The organism is Streptomyces bluensis (genome assembly GCF_014650715.1).
Classification (GTDB): domain Bacteria; phylum Actinomycetota; class Actinomycetes; order Streptomycetales; family Streptomycetaceae; genus Streptomyces; species Streptomyces bluensis.
In genome coordinates this window covers 1,049,920-1,067,520 of the sequence record NZ_BMVM01000001.1, presented here as the reverse complement: position 1 = coordinate 1,067,520, position 17,601 = coordinate 1,049,920, and the positions used below count along the sequence as shown (strand labels likewise).

Genomic DNA, 17,601 nt, shown 5'->3' with positions numbered 1-17,601 from the left:
CATCTCTCGTCCCAACTCCCCTTCACCCGGCACCGCCTCCACCAAGAACCACGCCCACCACGGGCCACCCCGACAGGCGCCGGCCGCACCCGAAAACCATTCGACGTGGACAGCCGAGTCGGCGATGATCGACGGCATGTTCGGGCACGCCTTCCTCCTCGCAGCATCCGCGGCAGTCGCGGATGCCCCGAAGGCTGCCCTTCTGATCGTCGCGGCCGCCCCGGACGGCGCCCGAAGCTGACCCTTCCCGGATCGTCCGGCGGACCCCGCAGGGGGAGGGTCGGCAAGTACTCGGGGTCCCCGTTCCGGCCGCGTTCCCGCGCCGGGGCCATCACTCAGCATCACTGAGAGGCTTCGAGGTACCGTCATGCCCAAGACGGCTTACGTCCGCACGAAACCGCACCTGAACATCGGCACCATGGGTCACGTCGACCACGGCAAGACCACTCTGACCGCCGCCATCACCAAGGTCCTCGCCGAGCGCGGGGGCGCCGGCGGCGGTACCCGGTTCGTGCCGTTCGACCGTATCGACCGCGCCCCGGAGGAGGCCGCGCGCGGGATCACCATCAACATCGCGCACGTCGAGTACGAGACCGACACCCGGCACTACGCGCACGTCGACATGCCCGGCCACGCCGACTACGTCAAGAACATGGTCACCGGCGCCGCGCAACTCGACGGGGCGATCCTCGTCGTCTCCGCGCTCGACGGGATCATGCCGCAGACCGCCGAACACGTGCTGCTCGCCCGGCAGGTGGGCGTGAACCACATCGTGGTGGCGCTCAACAAGGCCGACGCGGGCGACGAGGAGCTCACCGACCTTGTGGAGCTGGAGGTCCGCGAGCTGCTCACCGCACACGGGTACGGGGGCGACTCCGTGCCCGTCGTACGGGTCTCCGGCCTCAAGGCCCTTGAGGGCGACCCGCGTTGGACGGCGTCCATCGAGGCGCTGCTCGACGCCGTGGACACGTACGTACCCGTTCCCGAGCGGTATCTTGACGCGCCGTTCCTGTTGCCGGTCGAGAACGTGCTCACGATCACCGGTCGCGGCACGGTCGTCACCGGCGCCGTCGAGCGGGGCACGATCCGCGTCGGCGACCGGGTCGACGTGCTCGGCGCCGGTCTGGAGACCGTGGTCACCGGGCTGGAGACCTTCGGCAAGCCCATGGAGGAGGCCCAGGCCGGGGACAATGTGGCGCTGCTGCTCCGCGGGGTGGCGAGGGGTTCCGTCCGGCGCGGGCATGTCGTGGCGGCGCCCGGCAGTGTCGTACCGCGTCGGCGTTTCACGGCGAGGGTGTATGTGCTGTCGGCGCGGGAGGGCGGTCGGACGACCGCGGTGTCGAGCGGCTACCGGCCGCAGTTCTACATCCGTACCGCGGATGTGGTGGGTGACGTCGACCTCGGTGAGGTGGCGGTTGCCCGGCCGGGGGACACCGTCACGATGACGGTGGAACTGGGGCGTGACGTGCCTCTGGAGGCCGGGCTCGGGTTCGCCATCCGTGAGGGCGGGCGGACCGTCGGTGCGGGGACGGTGACTTCGGTCCACTGAAGGGGGCTGTTGTCGTGTGCTGTTGTCGTGTGTGGGGGACTGCGGGTCCGTCGTGGCTGGTCGCGCCCACGCGGCGCCAGCCGCATATCGACGCGGCCCCGCGCCCCTTGCGGGCGCTCCCACCGGCACAATGGACCCCGTGACCGAACCCATACCCGTCACCCGCGTCACCGACCTGGGGACCGCCAAGCTCATGCCGGACGTCGACCGGGAGCGGGCCTGGCTGCTGACGGTGGACGGGGCGCCGCAGTCGTACGTCGACCTGGACGCGCCCACACATCTGGAGTTCGAGTACGTGCGGCGGCTCGGGCACGTGCTGGACACGGTCGCCGAGCCGGGGCGGGCGCTCGACGTGCTGCACCTCGGCGGGGGAGCGCTCACCCTGCCGAGGTACGTCGAGGCGACCCGGCCGGGCTCGCGCCAGCACGTGGTGGAGGTTGACCGCGGGCTGCTGGACCTGGTCGTCGAGCACCTGCCCCTGCCCGACGGACACGGGATCACGCCGCACGGCGCGGACGCCCGGGAATGGCTCGAAAGCGCCCCGGCCGGCTCCGTGGACGTCCTGGTCGCGGACGTCTTCGGTGGCTCTCGTATCCCGGCGCACCTGACGACCGTGGCGTACGCGCGTGCCGCCGAGCGGGTGCTGCGCACCGACGGTGTCTACCTGGCCAACCTGGCCGACGCGGCGCCGTTCGCCTTCCTCAGATCCCAACTCGCCACGTTCGCGGCGGTGTTCGAGGAAATGGTGCTGATCGCCGAGCCCGCCGTGCTGCGCGGCCGTCGCTTCGGCAACGCCGTGCTCCTCGCCGCCCACCACCCGCTCGACACCGCTGCGCTCATCCGCCGCACCGCCGCCGACGCCTTCCCGGCGCGGGTGGAGCACGGCAGGGCCCTGCGCGACCTCATCGGCGCCGCCACGCCCGTGGGCGAGGAGGACGCCGTACCGTCACCCGAGCCGCCCGACGGGGCCTTCAGCATCGGCTGAGCCGCCGGCCGAGGCGGACTCCGGCGCGGCCCCACCGCCCGGCGCTCCCTGGGCCACCGGCTTGCTGCGCCGGGTCAGAGTCCGTACGTCCCGCACGCACAGCACCGCCGCCGTCGCCACCACGACCAGTGCCGCACAGCCCCACAGGGCGGCCGACCGGCCGAAGGCGCCCTCCGCCGGGCCCGCGAGTGCCGTGGCGAGGGGCACGACCGACACGGAACCGAACCAGTCGTACGCGGAGACGCGGGACAGTTTCTCCTCCGGGATCTCCTGGTGCAGGGCGGTCATCCAGGAGACGCCGAACACCTCGATCGACAGACCGCTCACGAACATCGCCACGCACAGCAGGGCGACGGGCACGGGTACGGCGAGCGCGGCGGACGGCAGGGCGAAGGGGAAGACGCACAGGATGCCCACGAGGAGCAGCCGGCGCGGTTTCCAGCGGGTCATCAGCAGCGCACCGGCCGCCATGCCCGCCCCGAACAGGGCCAGTGCCACGCCCCACGGTCCCGCCCCGCCCAGACTGTCCCGGGCGACCTGGGGCCCGTAGACCGCGTCGGCCGCGGCGACGACCGCGTTCACCAGGGAGAACTGGACGACGATCGCCCACAGCCAGGTGCGGCCGGTGAACTCCCGCCAGCCGTCCCGGAGATCGGCGAGCAGGCCCCCTCCCGGTTCGCGCGGCGGGATGTGGCTCACATCGAGGAAGGAGCGCATCGCCGCGGCGACCGCGAAGGCCGCCGCGTCCAGCGCCAGCACCCAGCCGGGCCCGACCACGGCCACCATCACGCCGCCGAGGGCCGCGCCGCTCAGCGTCGCGCCCTGCGACGCGAACCGGAACAGGGCGAAGGCGCGGCCCGCCTGCTCACCTGTGACCGAGGCCAGCAGCATGCCCTCGGCCGCCGGGTTGAAGAACGCCTGTCCGGTGCCGCCGAGGGCCGACAGCAGCATCATCTGCCACAACCGCGGCTCGCCGGTCAGCACGAGTACCGCGAAGGCGCCCTGCGAGAGGCAGTTGAGGGCGTTCGCCGCGACCATCACGTGGTGCCGGGGGATCCGGTCCGCGACCGCGCCGCCGATCAGCAGGAACAGCACCAGCGGCAAGGTCCGGGCCGCCGCGACCAGGCCGACGTCACCACCGTCGCCGCCCGTCTCCAGGACCGCGAACGCCGCGGCGATCAGGGCGCCGTGGCTGCCCAGGTTGGTGACGACCGCGGCGGCGGTCAGCAGGGTGTAGTTGCGGCCCGCCCAGGCGGGGCGGAGGCGGGAGGCGGCGGGTGAGGTCACCGAGCGACTATCGCCGCCGTGGGGCCCGCTTGCCAAACACGTTTTCGGCCCCGGCCGGCGGGGACGTCCAGCTCCCGGCCGACCGAGGCCGGCGCGAGCGCGGAGCGCTCACCGAGCGGGGTCGCTCTCGGCGAGGCGCACTGTGCTCAGGATCTTCTGGACCGTGGCCTCCGGGATCTCCCCGTCGACGCCCTTGGCGCCGAACAGGCTCCAGGCCACGAAATCACCCGAGCCGTTCTTGAACGCGAAGGTGATGGCCTTGCCGTCGCTGTCGCACTTGCCCTTGTTCGGTGTGTTGACCGAGTAGGCCGTGGCGAGGCTGCCGGTGAGGCCGGACTTCGTGGTGTACGGCTTCGCCCTGGTGTACGTGATGCTCTTCGTGTCCGGCTGCGTGTAGCCGCCGTACACATACAGCGGCACCCGGTTCTCGGCCGCCTCGTCCGTGGAACTGGCGCCGTTGTCGCCGCTCGTCCCGGTGATGGCCAGCGCGGTCTCGTTCTTGGCGCCGTCCTTCTCCTCGCTCGTGCACCAGGTGGGCTTGAGGTAGGCGGGGGAACTGACGCTGATCTGGCCCCTCTCGCCGTTCTCCGTCCACTCGAAGCCGGTGATCCTGCCCGGGGTGCCGACTTCCCAGCCGGCGGGGACGTCGAACGCCGTGCCGTACTTCGGGTTGATGACGACCTTCCAGCCGGGGACGGTCGGCTTCTCCCCCTCGGAACTGCGCGAGTCGTCCGTACTGTCGTCGGACGCCGAGGCGCGCGGGTCGGCCGGAGCGCTCGCCGGTGCCGTCTCCTTGCCGTTGTCGCCCTTGGCTTCCTCGTCCTTGTCGCCGCCGAGGACGAGGACACCGGTCACCCCGGCCACGATCACGACCGCCGTGGCCGCCACGATGGCGGTGATCTTCGTCTTGTTCCCGTCACCGCTGGGGGCACCGCTCGGCGGCTGCGGGGTGCCGGCCGGCGTCTGCGCGCCCCACTGCTGTTGCCCGTAAGGGCTGGGCTGCTGGTACCCGGGCTGCTGGTACGGGTTGGGCTGCTGGTAACCCGGCTGCTGGTACGGGTTCTGGTCCCGCGGTGGGTGCTCGCCCCCGGGCGGCTGCTGCTGTCCTGGCCACATGGGCGCCAACCTTAGGCCCTGTCGCCGGACTCCCGCCTGCCCCGGGCGGGACGTCCGCGTCCGGGGGCGTGCGTCAGGCCGGCGCTTCGTCGGTCATGGAGGCGCGGAGCCGGGCACTCGCCATGCGCATGTGCTCGGCCATGGCCCGGTCCGCCGCCTCGGGGTCGCGGGCGCGGATGGCGCGCAGCACCGCCTCGTGCTCGCACAGGGTGCCGCTGACGGTCCCCTCGATGTCGCTGACGCGCTCCATCCACACCTGCAGCAACGCGCGAATGCTGTGCAGGATGTCGCTGAGTACGCTGTTACGCGCGATGCGGGCCGTTTCCAGATGGAAGTCGATGTCCGCGTCGATGAAGGCTTTCGCGTCGTCGGCGGCCGCGTGCATGTGCTGAAGGTGCGTTTCCAGCAGTGCCAGATCCTCGTCCGTCGCACGCTCGGCGGCCAGCCGGGCCGAGACCGCCTCCATGTAGGTGCGCACCTCGACCAGGTCCTGGGTCCGGCGCTGGCCCAGCATCAGGCCCCAGTTGATCGCGCGGGGCAGGAACTCCGAGGTGCCCTCGCGTACGTACGAGCCGGAGCCGGGGCGGATCTCGATGATGCCGAGCACGTCCAGGGCGGACAGGGCGCCGCGCACGCTGGAGCGCGCCACACCGAGCGCCTCGGCGAGCTGGCGCTCGGCGGGCAGCCGGGTGCCGGGGCTGATGTCGCCGGCCGACAGATGGTCGAGCAGGCGCTTGGCGACCTCGCTGACCGAGGACTCGCGGACGACGGGACGCAGGAGCCGCGCGAGGTCGGAGGTGGCACCGGAAGGCTGCTGATCAGGCTGACTGGTCACGGTCACCAGTCAACCAGATGGGGTTCGCACGATTCTGACCAGCCAGTTCATCAGTCCTATGGGTCAGGTTTGTCAAGAGTTGGAACGGTGTCGCGTCTATGATCGTCGCCACACCGGTAAATTGGTGACCAATTTGGGTTCTGGCGCCTAGCGTGACATCGAACCGGTCGGCCGTGCCCTGACGCAGAGCTGCCGGAGCACCCACCCCGGACGGAGTTGTCCGGGCGAGCCGAGGAGTCGCCATGGTCGCCGACGCGCCATCCACGGCAGTCGAGAGAACTGCCATCAAGAAGGTCTCAGTCCGCCTCGTGCCGTTCGTGGCACTCATGTTCTTCGTGAACTACCTGGACCGCACGGCCGTCTCGTTCGCCGAACCGAACGGGATGGGGGAGGACCTCGCCCTGACGGCCGCGCAGTTCGGTTTCGCGTCCGGGATCTTCTTCCTCGGCTACATCGTGCTTGAGGTCCCCAGCAACATGGCCCTGCACCGCTACGGAGCCCGTCGCTGGCTGGCCCGGATCATGGTGACCTGGGGGATCGTCTCCCTGCTCTTCACCTGGGTGAGCAACAGCGAACAGCTCTACACCCTGCGCTTCCTGCTGGGCGTGGCCGAGGCCGGGTTCTTCCCCGGCGCCATCCTGTTCCTCAGTCAGTGGGTGCCCGCCCGCCACCGCACCAAGATCCTCGGCCTGTTCTACCTGGCCCAGCCCCTCACCACCGTGCTCGGAGCCCCGCTGGCCGGCTGGCTCATCGGGCACCACGGACTGTTCGGCCTCGAAGGCTGGCGCGTGATGTTCCTGTTCGTCTCGCTGCCCGCGATCCTCCTGGGCGTCGTCGCCTGGTTCTACCTGATCGACAAGCCCGCCGACGCCAAGTGGCTCACCCCGGCCGAGCGGGACTGGCTGACGAACGAGCTGGCCGCGGAGAACGCGCAGAAGACCGGCCACGAGGGCAAGCACGCCAAGGGCGACCTCAGGGCCGCCCTGAGCAGCGGCCGCGTCTGGGTCCTCGCCCTGGTGTACTTCGGCTTCGTCTACGGCCTGTACGCGCTCGCCTTCTTCCTGCCGACGATCATCGACGGCTTCCAGGAGCAGTACGACACCACGTTCAGCGTGATGGACAAGGCCTGGATCACCGCCATCCCCTACCTGCCCGCCGCCATCGTCCTGTTCTTCTGGACCCGGCACGCCACCCGCCATGGCACCCGCACCTGGCACGTCGCCGGCCCGGCCGTCGTCGGTGGCCTGAGCATCCCGCTCGCCCTCTCCATGGGCTCCCCGGCCGCCACGGTCGCCGTCATCACCGTGACCGCCTGCTCCATCTTCGCCGCCCTGCCCGTCTTCTGGTCGGTGCCCTCCCGTTTCCTGACCGGAGCCGCCGCGGCGGCCGGCATCGCCCTCATCAACACCATGGGCAACGTCGCCGGATTCGCATCGAGCTATGTCACGGGCTGGCTCAAGGACTGGACCGGCACCTACTACGCACCGCTCTACCTGGTCGGTTTCTTCATGCTCCTGTCGGCCGTCCTGATGATCTGGCTCTCCGCCCGCGGCCACACCGCCGAACCGGCTGCCGGAACCGAGCAGCAGCAGATGGAGACCGTTCGATGACCCGCCTGTTCAACGACCCCGCCGTCTTCGCCGACGAGGCCCTCGAAGGTTTCGCCGCCGCCCACCGCGACCGGGTCCGCCCGGTCACCGGCGGGGTCGTGCGGGCCGGGACGACCCCGGCCGGGCAGGTCGCCGTGGTCATCGGCGGCGGCTCGGGCCACTACCCGGCCTTCTCCGGTCTGGTCGGCCGCGGCCTGGCCCACGGAGCCGCCGTCGGCAACGTCTTCGCCTCGCCCTCCGCCGGGCGGATCCGCTCCGTGGCCCGCGCCGCCCACGGCGGAGCCGGCGTCCTGCTGATGTACGGCAACTACGCCGGTGACGTCCTCCACTTCGGCCAGGCCGCCGAGCGCCTGGCCGCCGACGGCATCGAGTCCCGCACGTTCGCCGTCACCGACGACATCTCCAGCGCCGCTCCGGGGGAGTCCGCCAAGCGGCGCGGCATCGCCGGTGACCTTCCCGTCTTCAAGGCGGCCGCCGCCGCGGCCGAGCAGGGGCTGCCGCTGGACGAGGTGCTGGCCGTCGCCGAGCGCGCCAATGCCCGCACCCGTTCCTTCGGCATCGCCTTCTCCGGCTGCACCCTTCCCGGCGCCGACCACCCCCTGTTCACCGTCCCCGAGGCCCGGATGGCCGTCGGCCTCGGCATCCACGGGGAGCCCGGCATCGGCGAGGACGCCCTGCCCACCGCCGACGAGGCCGCCCGCCTCCTGGTCACCACCCTGCTCGGCGAACTCCCCGAGGGCATCGGACGCCCGGAGGGACAGCGCGCCGCGGTCATCCTCAACGGGCTCGGCTCGGTCAAGTACGAGGAACTCTTCGTCGTCTACCGCAAGGTCGCCGAACTCCTCGGCGAGGCCGGCGTCGACATCGTCGAACCGGAGGTCGGCGAACTCGTCACCAGCTTCGACATGGCCGGCGTCTCCCTCACCCTGACCTGGCTGGACGACGACCTGGAGCGGCTGTGGCGCGCTCCGGCCGACACCCCCGCGTACCGCAAGGGCTCCTTCGCCGCTCCCGGGGCGCCGGGCGTGGGCAACGTCCCCGCGGCCGAGTACACCGAGCACACCGAAGGCATCGTCCTGCCGGAGGCGTCCGAAGACTCCCGCCGGGCCGCAGCCACCGTCCTCACCGTGCTGCACACGGTGGCCGACACCATCGACACCCATGCCGAGGAACTGGGCCGCATCGACGCCGTCGCCGGCGACGGGGACCACGGCATCGGCATGCAACGCGGCTCCACCGCCGCCCGGCGGGCCGCCGTCGACGCCCACGCACAGGGAGCGGGAGCCGGCACCGTCCTCGCCCGGGCCGCCGACGCCTGGGCCGACGAGGCGGGCGGCACCTCCGGCGCCCTGTGGGGCACCATCCTGCGCGCCCTCGGCACCGCCCTCGGCGACCAGGACGCCCCCACCGCCCCCCGCGTCGCCGACGGCGTGGCGCAGGCCTCCGCCGGCGTGCGCCGCCTCGGCGGCGCCGAGGTCGGCGACAAGACGATGGTGGACGTCCTCGTCCCCTTCGCCGACACCCTCACCGCCGCCACGGCCACCGGATCCCCGCTGACCGCGGCCTGGGACCGCGCCGCCACCGCCGCCGAGACCGCGGCGGCCGCCACCGCCGGCCTCCTGCCCCGCAGGGGCCGGGCCCGCCCGCACGCCGAGAAGTCCCTCGGCACCCCCGACGCGGGAGCCCACTCGCTCGCCCTCATCGCCCGCGCCGTCCACGGCGTCCTGCTCGACCACCACTGAGGAAAGCCGATATGACCGACAAGCTCCGTATCGTCGTCGGATCCGACGACGCCGGCCACCAGTACAAGGAAGCCCTCAAGCAGGACCTGCAGAGCAGCTCCCTGGTCGCCGAGGTCACCGATGTCGGCGTGGACGCCGACGGCCACACCGCCTACCCGAGGATCGCCATAGCCGCCGCCGAAATGGTGGCCCGCGGGGAGGCCGACCGCGCGCTGCTGGTGTGCGGCACCGGCCTCGGCGTCGCGATCGCCGCCAACAAGGTCAAGGGCGTCCGCGCCGTCACCGCCCATGACTCCTTCTCCGTCGAACGCGCGATCCTCTCCAACAACGCGCAGATCCTGACCTTCGGCCAGCGCGTCATCGGCCTCGAACTCGCCCGCCGACTGGCCGCCGAGTGGCTCACCTACCGCTTCGACGAGAACTCCCCGTCGGCCGCGAAGGTCCAGCTGATGTGCGACTACGAGAACGACTATGAGAGCGACGACGAGGCAGCCGCCTGATGTCCGGTCCCGCAGCACCACCCGTCCTGCTGGGGGTGAGCCTGAAGATGTACTTCGGCCACCACCAGACCCTCAACTGGGCCCGCAAGGTCGCCGACCTGGCCCGTGACCACCCCGCCGTCACCTCCGGCGCCGTCCGTCTGTTCGTCCTCCCGGCCTTCCCGGCCCTCGTCCCCGCGAACGGCATCCTCGGCCCGTACGGGATCTCCGTCGGCGCCCAGGACATCGCCACCGAGGACACCGGTCCCTACACCGGAGAGGTCGGCGGCCCGTCCCTGAGAGAGATCGGCTGCCAGTACGCCGAGGTCGGCCACGCCGAACGCCGCCGTCTGTACGGCGAGGACGACACGGTCGTCGCCGCGAAGACGGCCGCCGCCCTGCGCAACGGCCTCACCCCGGTCCTGTGCGTCGGCGAACGCGACCGGGGCACGCCGCAGGAGGCAGCCGAACGCACGGTCGCCGAGGCCGCCCGCCTGCTGCACGGCCTCGACGGCAGCGTGGTCGTCGCCTACGAACCCCAGTGGGCCATCGGTGCGCCCGAGCCCGCCTCCACCGAGCACATCGGGACCGTCTGCACCGCCCTGCGGGAGTGGCTCGACAGCCGACCCCGGCACACCGCTTCGACGGTCATCTACGGCGGCAGCGCGGGCCCCGGCCTGCTCAGCCGACTCGCGGGCACGGCGGAAGGCCTCTTCCTCGGCCGGTTCGCCCACGATCCCGCGAACGTCGCGGCCATCCTGGACGAGATCCGTCCCCCGGTACCCGCGGAGGTGGCGTGATGGCCTACGGCATCAGCACCTACGCCTACTTCTGGCGCGTCTCCCGGCGCGCACCGCGGCCGATGGACCTCACCGACATGCTGCGCGACACCGCACGGCTCGGCGGTCAGGTCTTCCAGATCTGCGACTACCTCCCCATCGAGTCCTACGACTCGGCCCAGCTCGCCGACGTCCGCGCCACCGCGCAGGACCTCGGACTGCGCCTTGAACTCGGCACCCGGGGCGTGCGCACCGAACACCTGCGCACCTACCTGCACCTGGCGGGCGAACTGGGCGTCACCCTGGTCCGTTCCATGCTCAACACGGCCGACCACCAGCCGGATCCGGCCGAGGCGGTCACCCTGCTCAAGGAGTCCGTACCCCACTACGCCGCCGCCGGCGTCACGCTGGGCCTGGAGACCTACGAGCAAGTGGCCACCGAGGACCTGCTGGCTGTCGTACGAGGGGTCGACAGCGAGCATCTCGGCGTCGTCCTGGACCCGGGCAACAGCGTCGCCCGGCTGGAACGCCCGGTGGACGTCGTCAGCGCCACCGCGCCGTACGTGGTCAACATCCACGTCAAGGACTTCGCCTTCACCCGGCGTGACGGCTGGGTCGGCTTCACCTACGCCGGCTGCCCGCTCGGCCAGGGGCTCCTGGACTACGACGCCATGATCGCCGCCGTCCGGCCCGAGGAACGCGGCGTCAACCAGATCGTGGAGCACTGGCTCCCGTGGCAGGACGAGGGCTTCGACGCCACCGCCCGGCTCGAACACCAGTGGACGCAGCACAGCATCAACACCCTTCTGAGGAGCGAGTAATGGCCACCGATATCCAGACCCAGGCCGACGCCAGGACCGTCGCCGTCATCGGGGCCGCAGGCAAGATGGGCCAGCGCGTCTCCAACAACCTGGTCACGAGCGACTTCCGGGTCCTCTTCAGCGAGGCCTCGCCCAAGGGTCAGGAACTCGTCCGTGGCCTCGGCCGCGAGCTGACCGACTCGGCCGCCGCGGCCGCCGAGGCCGACGTGGTCATCCTCGCCGTCCCCGACGTCGTCCTCGGCAAGGTCTCCGAGGAACTCGTGCCCCTGATGAAGCCCGGCACGATCGTCCTCACCCTCGACCCGGCCGCCGCCTACGCCGGACTGCTGTTCGCCCGCGACGACATCCACTACGCCTGCGCCCACCCCTGCCACCCGTCGGTGTTCCTGGAGCGCACCACCAAGGAGGAGTGGCAGGACACCTTCGGCGGCATCGCCGCCCCGCAGGAGGTCGTCGCCGCGTACGAGGGCGGGGACGACGCCAAGCAGGAGCTGGCCGACTCCGTCATCCGCGTCATGTACGCACCCGTCGTCGACGTCCACTGGGTGACCGTCAAGCAGCTCGCCGTCCTGGAGCCGACCCTCGTCGAGACCATCGCCTGTATGGTCGGCGCCCTCCTGACCGAGGCCCTGCACGAGACCGTGCACACCGTCGGCGTACCGGAGAAGGCCGCCCGCGCCATGCTCCTCGGACACACCCAGGTCGCCCTGGCCAATACCCTCAAGGGCTCCAACCCGTTCTCGGACGCCTGTCTGATCGCCATGGACTACGGCCGCGAGTCCATCGTGCGCGACGACTGGAAGAAGGTCTTCGAGGACGAGGAACTCGACAAGGTCATCACGCGCATGCTGAAGATCAAGGAAATCAAGCGCTGACCTCCCCCCATGCCCAGGTCGTGCCCCTTCTCCTCCCCTGAGGGGCACGGACCCGGCCGTTCGTCTTGTTCACTTCATTGACACGAGTCACTCCCGGTCATATTTTTCGCGCCGGACCCGGGGACCGTGACGGCATGTCAAGTGGTGGCCTGCGGTTGGTGCCTTGGCCCGAGATCCTTGACCGCGTACCACCGTGGAGGTGATCAAGTGTTACGCCGACCAGCGATGCGCCGGCTCGTCACCGGGCTGACGGCCCTCGCGGCCGCCCTCGTGGCCCCGCTGCCCGCCCAGGCGGCTCAGGATCCTGTTGTCGTACGCACCGAGGCGGGCCGGGTCCAGGGGGAAACCACCGACGAGGGACGGCAGTTCCTCGGTATCCCCTACGCCCAGCCGCCCGTCGGGAAGCTTCGCTGGAAGGACCCGCGCCCCGTCCGCCCATGGCAGGGAGTGCGTACCGCGGAGGACTTCGGCAACAGGTGTGTCCAGGGAGCGAGCTGGGACCCGGGCTACGAACAGCCCAGCCACACCGAGGACTGCCTCGACCTCAACGTGTACGTCCCCGAAGGCTCCGTACGCCGTCCGGTCATGGTCTGGCTGCACGGAGGCGGGCTCACCGCGGGCGCGGGCCAGGACGTCGTGCCCGACACCTTCGCCCGGCAGACCGGTACGGTCGTCGTGACCATCAACTACCGCCTGGGCGCCATGGGTTACCTGGCCACGGCCGGACTCGACGACGAGGCCCGCGACGGCGTCTCGGGCAACTTCGGGATGCTCGACCAGCAGGCCGCGCTGCGCTGGGTGCGCGCCAACATCGGCCGCTTCGGCGGCGATCCGGGCCGCGTCACCATCGCGGGCGAGTCGGCGGGCGGCCGCTCGGTCTGCACCCAGCTGGCCTCCCCGGGCGGCAAGGGCCTGTTCCGCGCCGGCATCATCCAGAGCGGCGCGTACGGCGACTGCGCGGCCCGCAGCCACGACCAGGCGGTCGAGCAGGGCGCGGCCTTCATGGAGAAGCTCGGCTGCGCGAGCCTGGCGTGCCTGCGCGCCAAGTCCGCCGAGGAGGTCCTGGCCGCCCAGCCGGGCTTCGACTGGGCACCCGTGACCGGCGGTGCCTTCCTGCCCGTCCAGCCCGCCGAGGCGTTCGCGGACGGCGCCGCCGCCCGCGTACCCGTCCTCAACGGCGCGAACAAGGACGAGGGACGGCTCTTCGCCTTCTCGCGGTTCGACGCGGGCGGCACCCCGCTCACCGCCGAGCGGTACCCCGCCGAAATGCGGGCGGCCTTCGGCGAGCGCGCCCTGGAGCGCTACCCGCTGTCGTCGTACCCCTCGCCGTCCATCGCGTACGGCACCGCCATGGGCGACCTGCTGTTCGCCTGCCCGTCGCTCCGGCTCGACGAGGTGCTCGCCGCCCGCGGACCGGTCTACGCGTACGAGTTCGCCGACCGCACCTCACCGCCCTTCGCCTCGCTGCGGAACCTCGGCACGGACTTCGACTTCGGGGCCACCCACGTCAACGAGGTGCAGTACCTCTTCAAGCACTTCGGCCTCGACACCCCGCTGAACGCCGAGCAGCGGGTGCTGTCCCGGCAGATGATCCAGTACTGGGGCTCGTTCATCCGTGACGGCGTGCCGCGTGCGGCAGGGCAGCCGTCACCGCCCGACGGGCGTGATTCCGTGCTCTCCCTGCGGACGGCCTCGGCGGGCGGCAACGTCCTGAGCGCCACCGTGCACGATGAGCACCAGTGCAACCTCTGGGACGCCCCTGCCGTCTCCGTGAACAGGTAGGCTGCCCCGGCGTGCGCCCATGGCCGGGCGCACGCCGGAACGCAGGGTCCACTGACATGGGAGGAGCGGCGTTGCACGTCCAGGAATGGCTCGAATCGGTGCCCGCGATCAGTATCTATCTGCTCGTGGGCCTGGTCATCGGCCTGGAGAGCCTGGGCATCCCGCTGCCCGGGGAGATCATCCTGGTCTCCTCGGCGTTGCTCGCCTCTCAGCACGGTGAGATCGACCCGTTCGTCCTCGGCGCGTGTGCCACCGCGGGTGCGATCATCGGGGACTCCATCGGCTACGCGATCGGACGCAAGGGCGGGCGCCCGTTGCTGGCCTGGCTCGGTGGGAAGTTCCCCAAGCACTTCAGCGAGGGCCATATCGCGACCGCTGAGCGGTCCTTCGAGAAGTGGGGCATGTGGGCCGTCTTCTTCGGCCGGTTCGTGGCCCTGCTGCGCATCTTCGCCGGTCCGCTCGCGGGCGTGCTCCGGATGCCGTACTGGAAGTTCCTGACCGCCAACGTCCTCGGCGGCATCCTGTGGGCGGGCGGCACCACCGCGGTCATCTACTACGTGGGTGTGGTCGCCGAGGCCTGGCTCAAGCGGTTCTCATGGCTGGGGCTGGTGGCGGCGGTGCTGTTCGGCGTGGGGTCGATGCTGATCCTCAAGCGCAAGGCGAAGAAGACGCAGGCTCAGGCCTCGGCGGCCGATCCGGAGCCGGTGCCGGCCGCCGAGTAGGGCCCCCTGCCCCTACTCGGCGACGCCGTCACCCCCCATGCGCTTCCCGGTGCGTCCGGGCCAGTTCCACGTACGCCGCCGCGTTGAGCGCGATCCCTTCCCGTTCCTCCGCCGTCAGCTCCCGTTTGACCTTCGCGGGCACCCCCGCGACCAGCGACCCCGGCGGCACCCGCATGCCCTGGGGCACGAGGGCCTGAGCGGCGACAAGAGACCCCGCACCGATCACCGCGCCGTTCAGCACGGTCGCCCCCATCCCGATCAGGCAGTCGTCCTCGACGGTCGCCCCGTGCACCACCGCGTTGTGCCCGATCGAGACGCGCTCGCCGATGGAGACCGGGAATCCGGGGTCGACGTGGAGCGTGCAGTTGTCCTGCACGTTGCTCCCGGCCCCGACCACGATCGGTTCGAACTCGGCGCGCAGTACCGCGCCGTACCAGACGCTCGCCTCCGGGTGCAGCGTCACATCGCCGAGCACCACGGACGTCGGCGCCGCGAACGCCGCCTGATCCACCTTCGGGTCCTTGCCGCCCACACCGGCGATCAGGGCCTCGTGCGTCATCGTTCACTCACTCCTCGTCTCGGGGACAGGGGCACCGTAAGCCATCGGTGCCCTCCGTCGTGGGGCGAAGATCACAGCCGTACGGCCTCATGGGCACGGCTCCCGCTGAGTACGGTGAGCGGGTGCCCGAGTGGAGGAACACGTTCTCATCCTGGCGTCGCCGTCTGGCGCAGCGCGCCGTTCACGCGGGCTGGGCCTGGGTGCAGCGGACGGGTTCCGTGACCACCGACCGCCCCGGGCGGTTCCGCTTCGGTGCGATGGGAACAGGTACCAGGCTGGCCTTTCCGCTCGGCACCGTGTTCGGCGAGCCGTGGATCCACCTCGGCTCCCACTGCATCGTCGGCGAGCAGGTCACGCTCACCGCCGGGCTGATGCCCGACCTCGACCTCGGCCCCGACCCGATCCTGCGCATCGGCGACGGTGTCGTCCTCGGCCGCGGCAGCCACGTCATCGCCGACACCACGGTCAGTATCGGCAGCGACTGCTACTTCGGGCCGTACGTGTACGTGACCTCCACGAACCACTCCTACGACGACCCCCACGAGCCCATCGGCAAGCAGTGGCCGCGCATGGAGCCGGTGTCGATAGGGCCCGGCTGCTGGATCGGGACGGGGGCCGTGATCCTGCCCGGGGCGCGGATCGGGCGGAACGTGGTCGTGGCCGCGGGAGCGGTCGTACGGGGGGTCGTGCCCGACCGTTCGGTGGTGGCCGGGGCGCCCGCCAGGGTCGTACGGAGCTGGGACCCGGTGGCGGGCTGGCAGCCGCCGCTGCGGACCCCGGCGCCCGTGCCGATCCCGGACGGGGTGACGCCGGAGCAGTTGCTGGCCCTGGCGGAGCTGGGCGAGGGAGCCGCGACGGCACTGGCGGAACCGGCCCCGAAGGGAGAGCACTAGTCATTTCCTCTGGCCGGTTCAGCCCGTGGCCAGCAGGAGCGTGCCGACGAGGGCGAGGCCCGCGCCTGCCGCCTGGACGCCGCGCAGCCGTTCGCTGAGAACGCCGCGGGCGGCCAGGGCCGTCACCACGGGATAGAGCGAGGCGAGGACGGCGACGACCGTGACCGGGCCGCGCTGGGCGGCGACCGAGTAGGTGCCGTTGGCGGCGACGTCCGCGAGGCCGACGAAGGCGAGCGCCGGGAGCGAGCGCCAGGGGAAGCCCTCCGAGGGGAGAGCGGGGGTGCCGCGCCGCACCGCGACGTACAGGGCGGTGCCGCTGGCGGCGACGTTCGTGACGCGCTGCACGAACAGCGCGAGGAACAGGCCGGTGAGCGTCGTCGAGGCCTCGGCGATCAGGGCCATGACCGCGCCGAAGCCGAACGCCGCGAGCAGCGTCAGCAGGATGGCCTGCCGCTGGACCGGGGCGCCCCGGAACTGTGGGCCGCCCGCGAGCACCACACCGGCGACGGCGACGACGATCCCCGCGAACTGCGGCACCCCGGGGCGCTCGCCGAGGACCAGCCCCACCCCGACCGGGACCACCACGCCGAGCGAGCCCAGGGGGGACACCACGCCCATGGGGCCCAGCGCGAGCGCCTTGTAGAAGGCGAGGAGCGCGACCGGTCCGACGAGACCCGCGGCCACCGCGAACCACACCTGTGGCCCGGCCTCGCTCCAGCCGCCGGTCGCGACCACGATCGCGCCGAGTGCGACGACCGCGAGGGACTGCGAGACGACCACCACCGTGAGCGCGGGCGTCCGCCGCGTCAGCAGTCCGCCGCCGAAGTCGGCCAGGCCCCACAGGAGACTGGTGGCCAGGGCGAACAGCGCCGGCGTCGTCGTCATACGGGGGCCTCGCAGTACAGTGCGGTGAACGTAGGGTGCACTCCACCGTAGTTCATTGTATTGAACGCTGTCATTCACAATATTGGACGGAATGTGTCGGACCTCGACCTGCTGACCCAGTCCCTGGCGCGCAACGTCAAGCGCTGGCGCACCGAGCGCGGCTTCACCCTGGACGCGCTCGCCGCCCGGGCCGGAGTCAGTCGCGGCATGCTCATCCAGATCGAGCAGGCCCGCACCAACCCCAGCCTCGGCACCGTCGTCAAGATCGGCGACGCCCTCGGCGTCAGTGTCACCACACTGCTCGACTACGAGCGGGGGCCCAAGGTCCGCGTGGTCCCGGCCGAGCAGGTGGTCCGGCTGTGGCACACCGAGGCGGGAAGCTACAGCAGGCTCCTCGCCGGTGCCGAGGCGCCCGGCCCGCTGGAGATGTGGGAGTGGCGGCTGATGCCGGGCGAGAGCAGCCGGTCGGATCCGCACCCCGTCGGCACGGTCGAGATCGCCCATGTCGTGGCGGGCGAGCTGACACTCACCGTCGAGGGCGCGGAGTACCGCGTCCCGGCCGGCGACAGCGTCACCTTCGAGGCCAACGCCACGCACCTGTACGGCAATCAGGGTGACGTCCCGACGGAGATGGTGCTGACGGTGTCGGTGCCGCCCGTGCGCTGAGACGCCGACTCTCCCG

The 17,601-nt window shown here is 71.5% G+C and carries 17 protein-coding genes; 12 read left to right on the top strand and 5 right to left on the bottom strand.

The features are described 5' to 3' along the window. Positions 1-367: 367 nt before the first annotated feature. The gene (gene tuf, locus IE262_RS04900; RefSeq protein WP_189871462.1) at positions 368-1,549 is read left to right on the top strand and encodes an elongation factor Tu; all 1,182 of its coding nucleotides are present in this window, start codon (positions 368-370) and stop codon (positions 1,547-1,549) included. A 139-nt stretch (positions 1,550-1,688) separates the two neighbouring features. Further along, positions 1,689-2,534, top strand: coding sequence for a spermidine synthase (locus IE262_RS04895; RefSeq protein ID WP_189871459.1), 846 nt, complete (start codon positions 1,689-1,691; stop codon positions 2,532-2,534). Here the strand turns inward: IE262_RS04895 and IE262_RS04890 are convergent. The 3 genes from IE262_RS04890 to IE262_RS04880 all read right to left on the bottom strand — a co-directional run bounded on the left by IE262_RS04890 (position 2,496) and on the right by IE262_RS04880 (position 5,778). Beyond that, complete coding sequence (locus IE262_RS04890) at positions 2,496-3,821, bottom strand: MFS transporter (protein WP_189871458.1); 1,326 nt, start codon at positions 3,819-3,821, stop codon at positions 2,496-2,498. The two genes, IE262_RS04895 and IE262_RS04890, sit on opposite strands and share 39 nt — an antisense overlap. 108 nt (positions 3,822-3,929) lie before the next feature. Continuing rightward, entirely contained in the window at positions 3,930-4,937 is a 1,008-nt protein-coding gene (locus IE262_RS04885; RefSeq protein ID WP_189871456.1) for a DUF8017 domain-containing protein, read from the bottom strand. Between the two features lie 73 nt (positions 4,938-5,010). After that, a complete protein-coding gene (locus IE262_RS04880; protein ID WP_134031468.1) occupies positions 5,011-5,778 on the bottom strand; it encodes a FadR/GntR family transcriptional regulator in 768 nt (255 codons plus the stop codon). 236 nt (positions 5,779-6,014) lie between these two features. On the opposite strand from IE262_RS04880, the gene IE262_RS04875 reads away from it, so the two are divergent. The 8 genes from IE262_RS04875 (at position 6,015) to IE262_RS04840 (ending at position 14,582) form a co-directional block, all read left to right on the top strand. Continuing rightward, positions 6,015-7,382, top strand: a complete 1,368-nt coding sequence (locus IE262_RS04875; RefSeq protein WP_134031466.1) for an MFS transporter — start codon at positions 6,015-6,017, stop codon at positions 7,380-7,382. Continuing rightward, positions 7,379-9,124, top strand: a complete 1,746-nt coding sequence (locus IE262_RS04870) for a dihydroxyacetone kinase family protein (RefSeq protein WP_189871454.1) — start codon at positions 7,379-7,381, stop codon at positions 9,122-9,124. The genes IE262_RS04875 and IE262_RS04870 overlap by 4 nt, the downstream gene beginning before the upstream one ends. 11 nt (positions 9,125-9,135) lie before the next feature. Continuing rightward, positions 9,136-9,624 carry a ribose-5-phosphate isomerase gene (locus tag IE262_RS04865; RefSeq protein ID WP_134031460.1) on the top strand — a complete coding sequence of 163 codons (489 nt, stop codon included), beginning with the start codon at positions 9,136-9,138 and terminating at the stop codon, positions 9,622-9,624. Further along, complete coding sequence (locus IE262_RS04860; protein ID WP_189871452.1) at positions 9,624-10,403, top strand: triose-phosphate isomerase; 780 nt, start codon at positions 9,624-9,626, stop codon at positions 10,401-10,403. Before IE262_RS04865 ends, IE262_RS04860 begins: the two co-directional genes overlap by 1 nt. Beyond that, the gene (locus tag IE262_RS04855; protein ID WP_189871450.1) at positions 10,403-11,203 is read left to right on the top strand and encodes a sugar phosphate isomerase/epimerase family protein; all 801 of its coding nucleotides are present in this window, start codon (positions 10,403-10,405) and stop codon (positions 11,201-11,203) included. Before IE262_RS04860 ends, IE262_RS04855 begins: the two co-directional genes overlap by 1 nt. Then, the gene (locus IE262_RS04850) at positions 11,203-12,078 is read left to right on the top strand and encodes a phosphogluconate dehydrogenase C-terminal domain-containing protein (protein WP_189871448.1); all 876 of its coding nucleotides are present in this window, start codon (positions 11,203-11,205) and stop codon (positions 12,076-12,078) included. The genes IE262_RS04855 and IE262_RS04850 overlap by 1 nt, the downstream gene beginning before the upstream one ends. 207 nt (positions 12,079-12,285) lie before the next feature. Further along, positions 12,286-13,860 carry a carboxylesterase/lipase family protein gene (locus tag IE262_RS04845; RefSeq protein WP_229877090.1) on the top strand — a complete coding sequence of 525 codons (1,575 nt, stop codon included), beginning with the start codon at positions 12,286-12,288 and terminating at the stop codon, positions 13,858-13,860. A gap of 71 nt (positions 13,861-13,931) precedes the next feature. Next, a complete protein-coding gene (locus tag IE262_RS04840) occupies positions 13,932-14,582 on the top strand; it encodes a DedA family protein (protein ID WP_134031448.1) in 651 nt (216 codons plus the stop codon). Between the two features lie 28 nt (positions 14,583-14,610). Here the strand turns inward: IE262_RS04840 and IE262_RS04835 are convergent, their stop codons facing one another. After that, positions 14,611-15,141 carry a gamma carbonic anhydrase family protein gene (locus IE262_RS04835; protein ID WP_134031445.1) on the bottom strand — a complete coding sequence of 177 codons (531 nt, stop codon included), beginning with the start codon at positions 15,139-15,141 and terminating at the stop codon, positions 14,611-14,613. Positions 15,142-15,230: 89 nt separating this feature from the next. On the opposite strand from IE262_RS04835, the gene IE262_RS04830 reads away from it, so the two are divergent. Continuing rightward, the gene (locus tag IE262_RS04830) at positions 15,231-16,034 is read left to right on the top strand and encodes an acyltransferase (protein WP_189871667.1); all 804 of its coding nucleotides are present in this window, start codon (positions 15,231-15,233) and stop codon (positions 16,032-16,034) included. Positions 16,035-16,052: 18 nt separating this feature from the next. On the opposite strand, the gene IE262_RS04825 is transcribed toward IE262_RS04830, so the two are convergent. After that, the gene (locus tag IE262_RS04825) at positions 16,053-16,919 is read right to left on the bottom strand and encodes an EamA family transporter (RefSeq protein ID WP_134031441.1); all 867 of its coding nucleotides are present in this window, start codon (positions 16,917-16,919) and stop codon (positions 16,053-16,055) included. Between the two features lie 93 nt (positions 16,920-17,012). Here IE262_RS04825 and IE262_RS04820 point away from each other — a divergent pair, with 93 nt between their 5' ends. Next, positions 17,013-17,585: a helix-turn-helix domain-containing protein gene (locus IE262_RS04820; protein ID WP_189871446.1), complete on the top strand. Its 573-nt coding sequence runs from the start codon at positions 17,013-17,015 to the stop codon at positions 17,583-17,585. Positions 17,586-17,601: the final 16 nt, after the last annotated feature.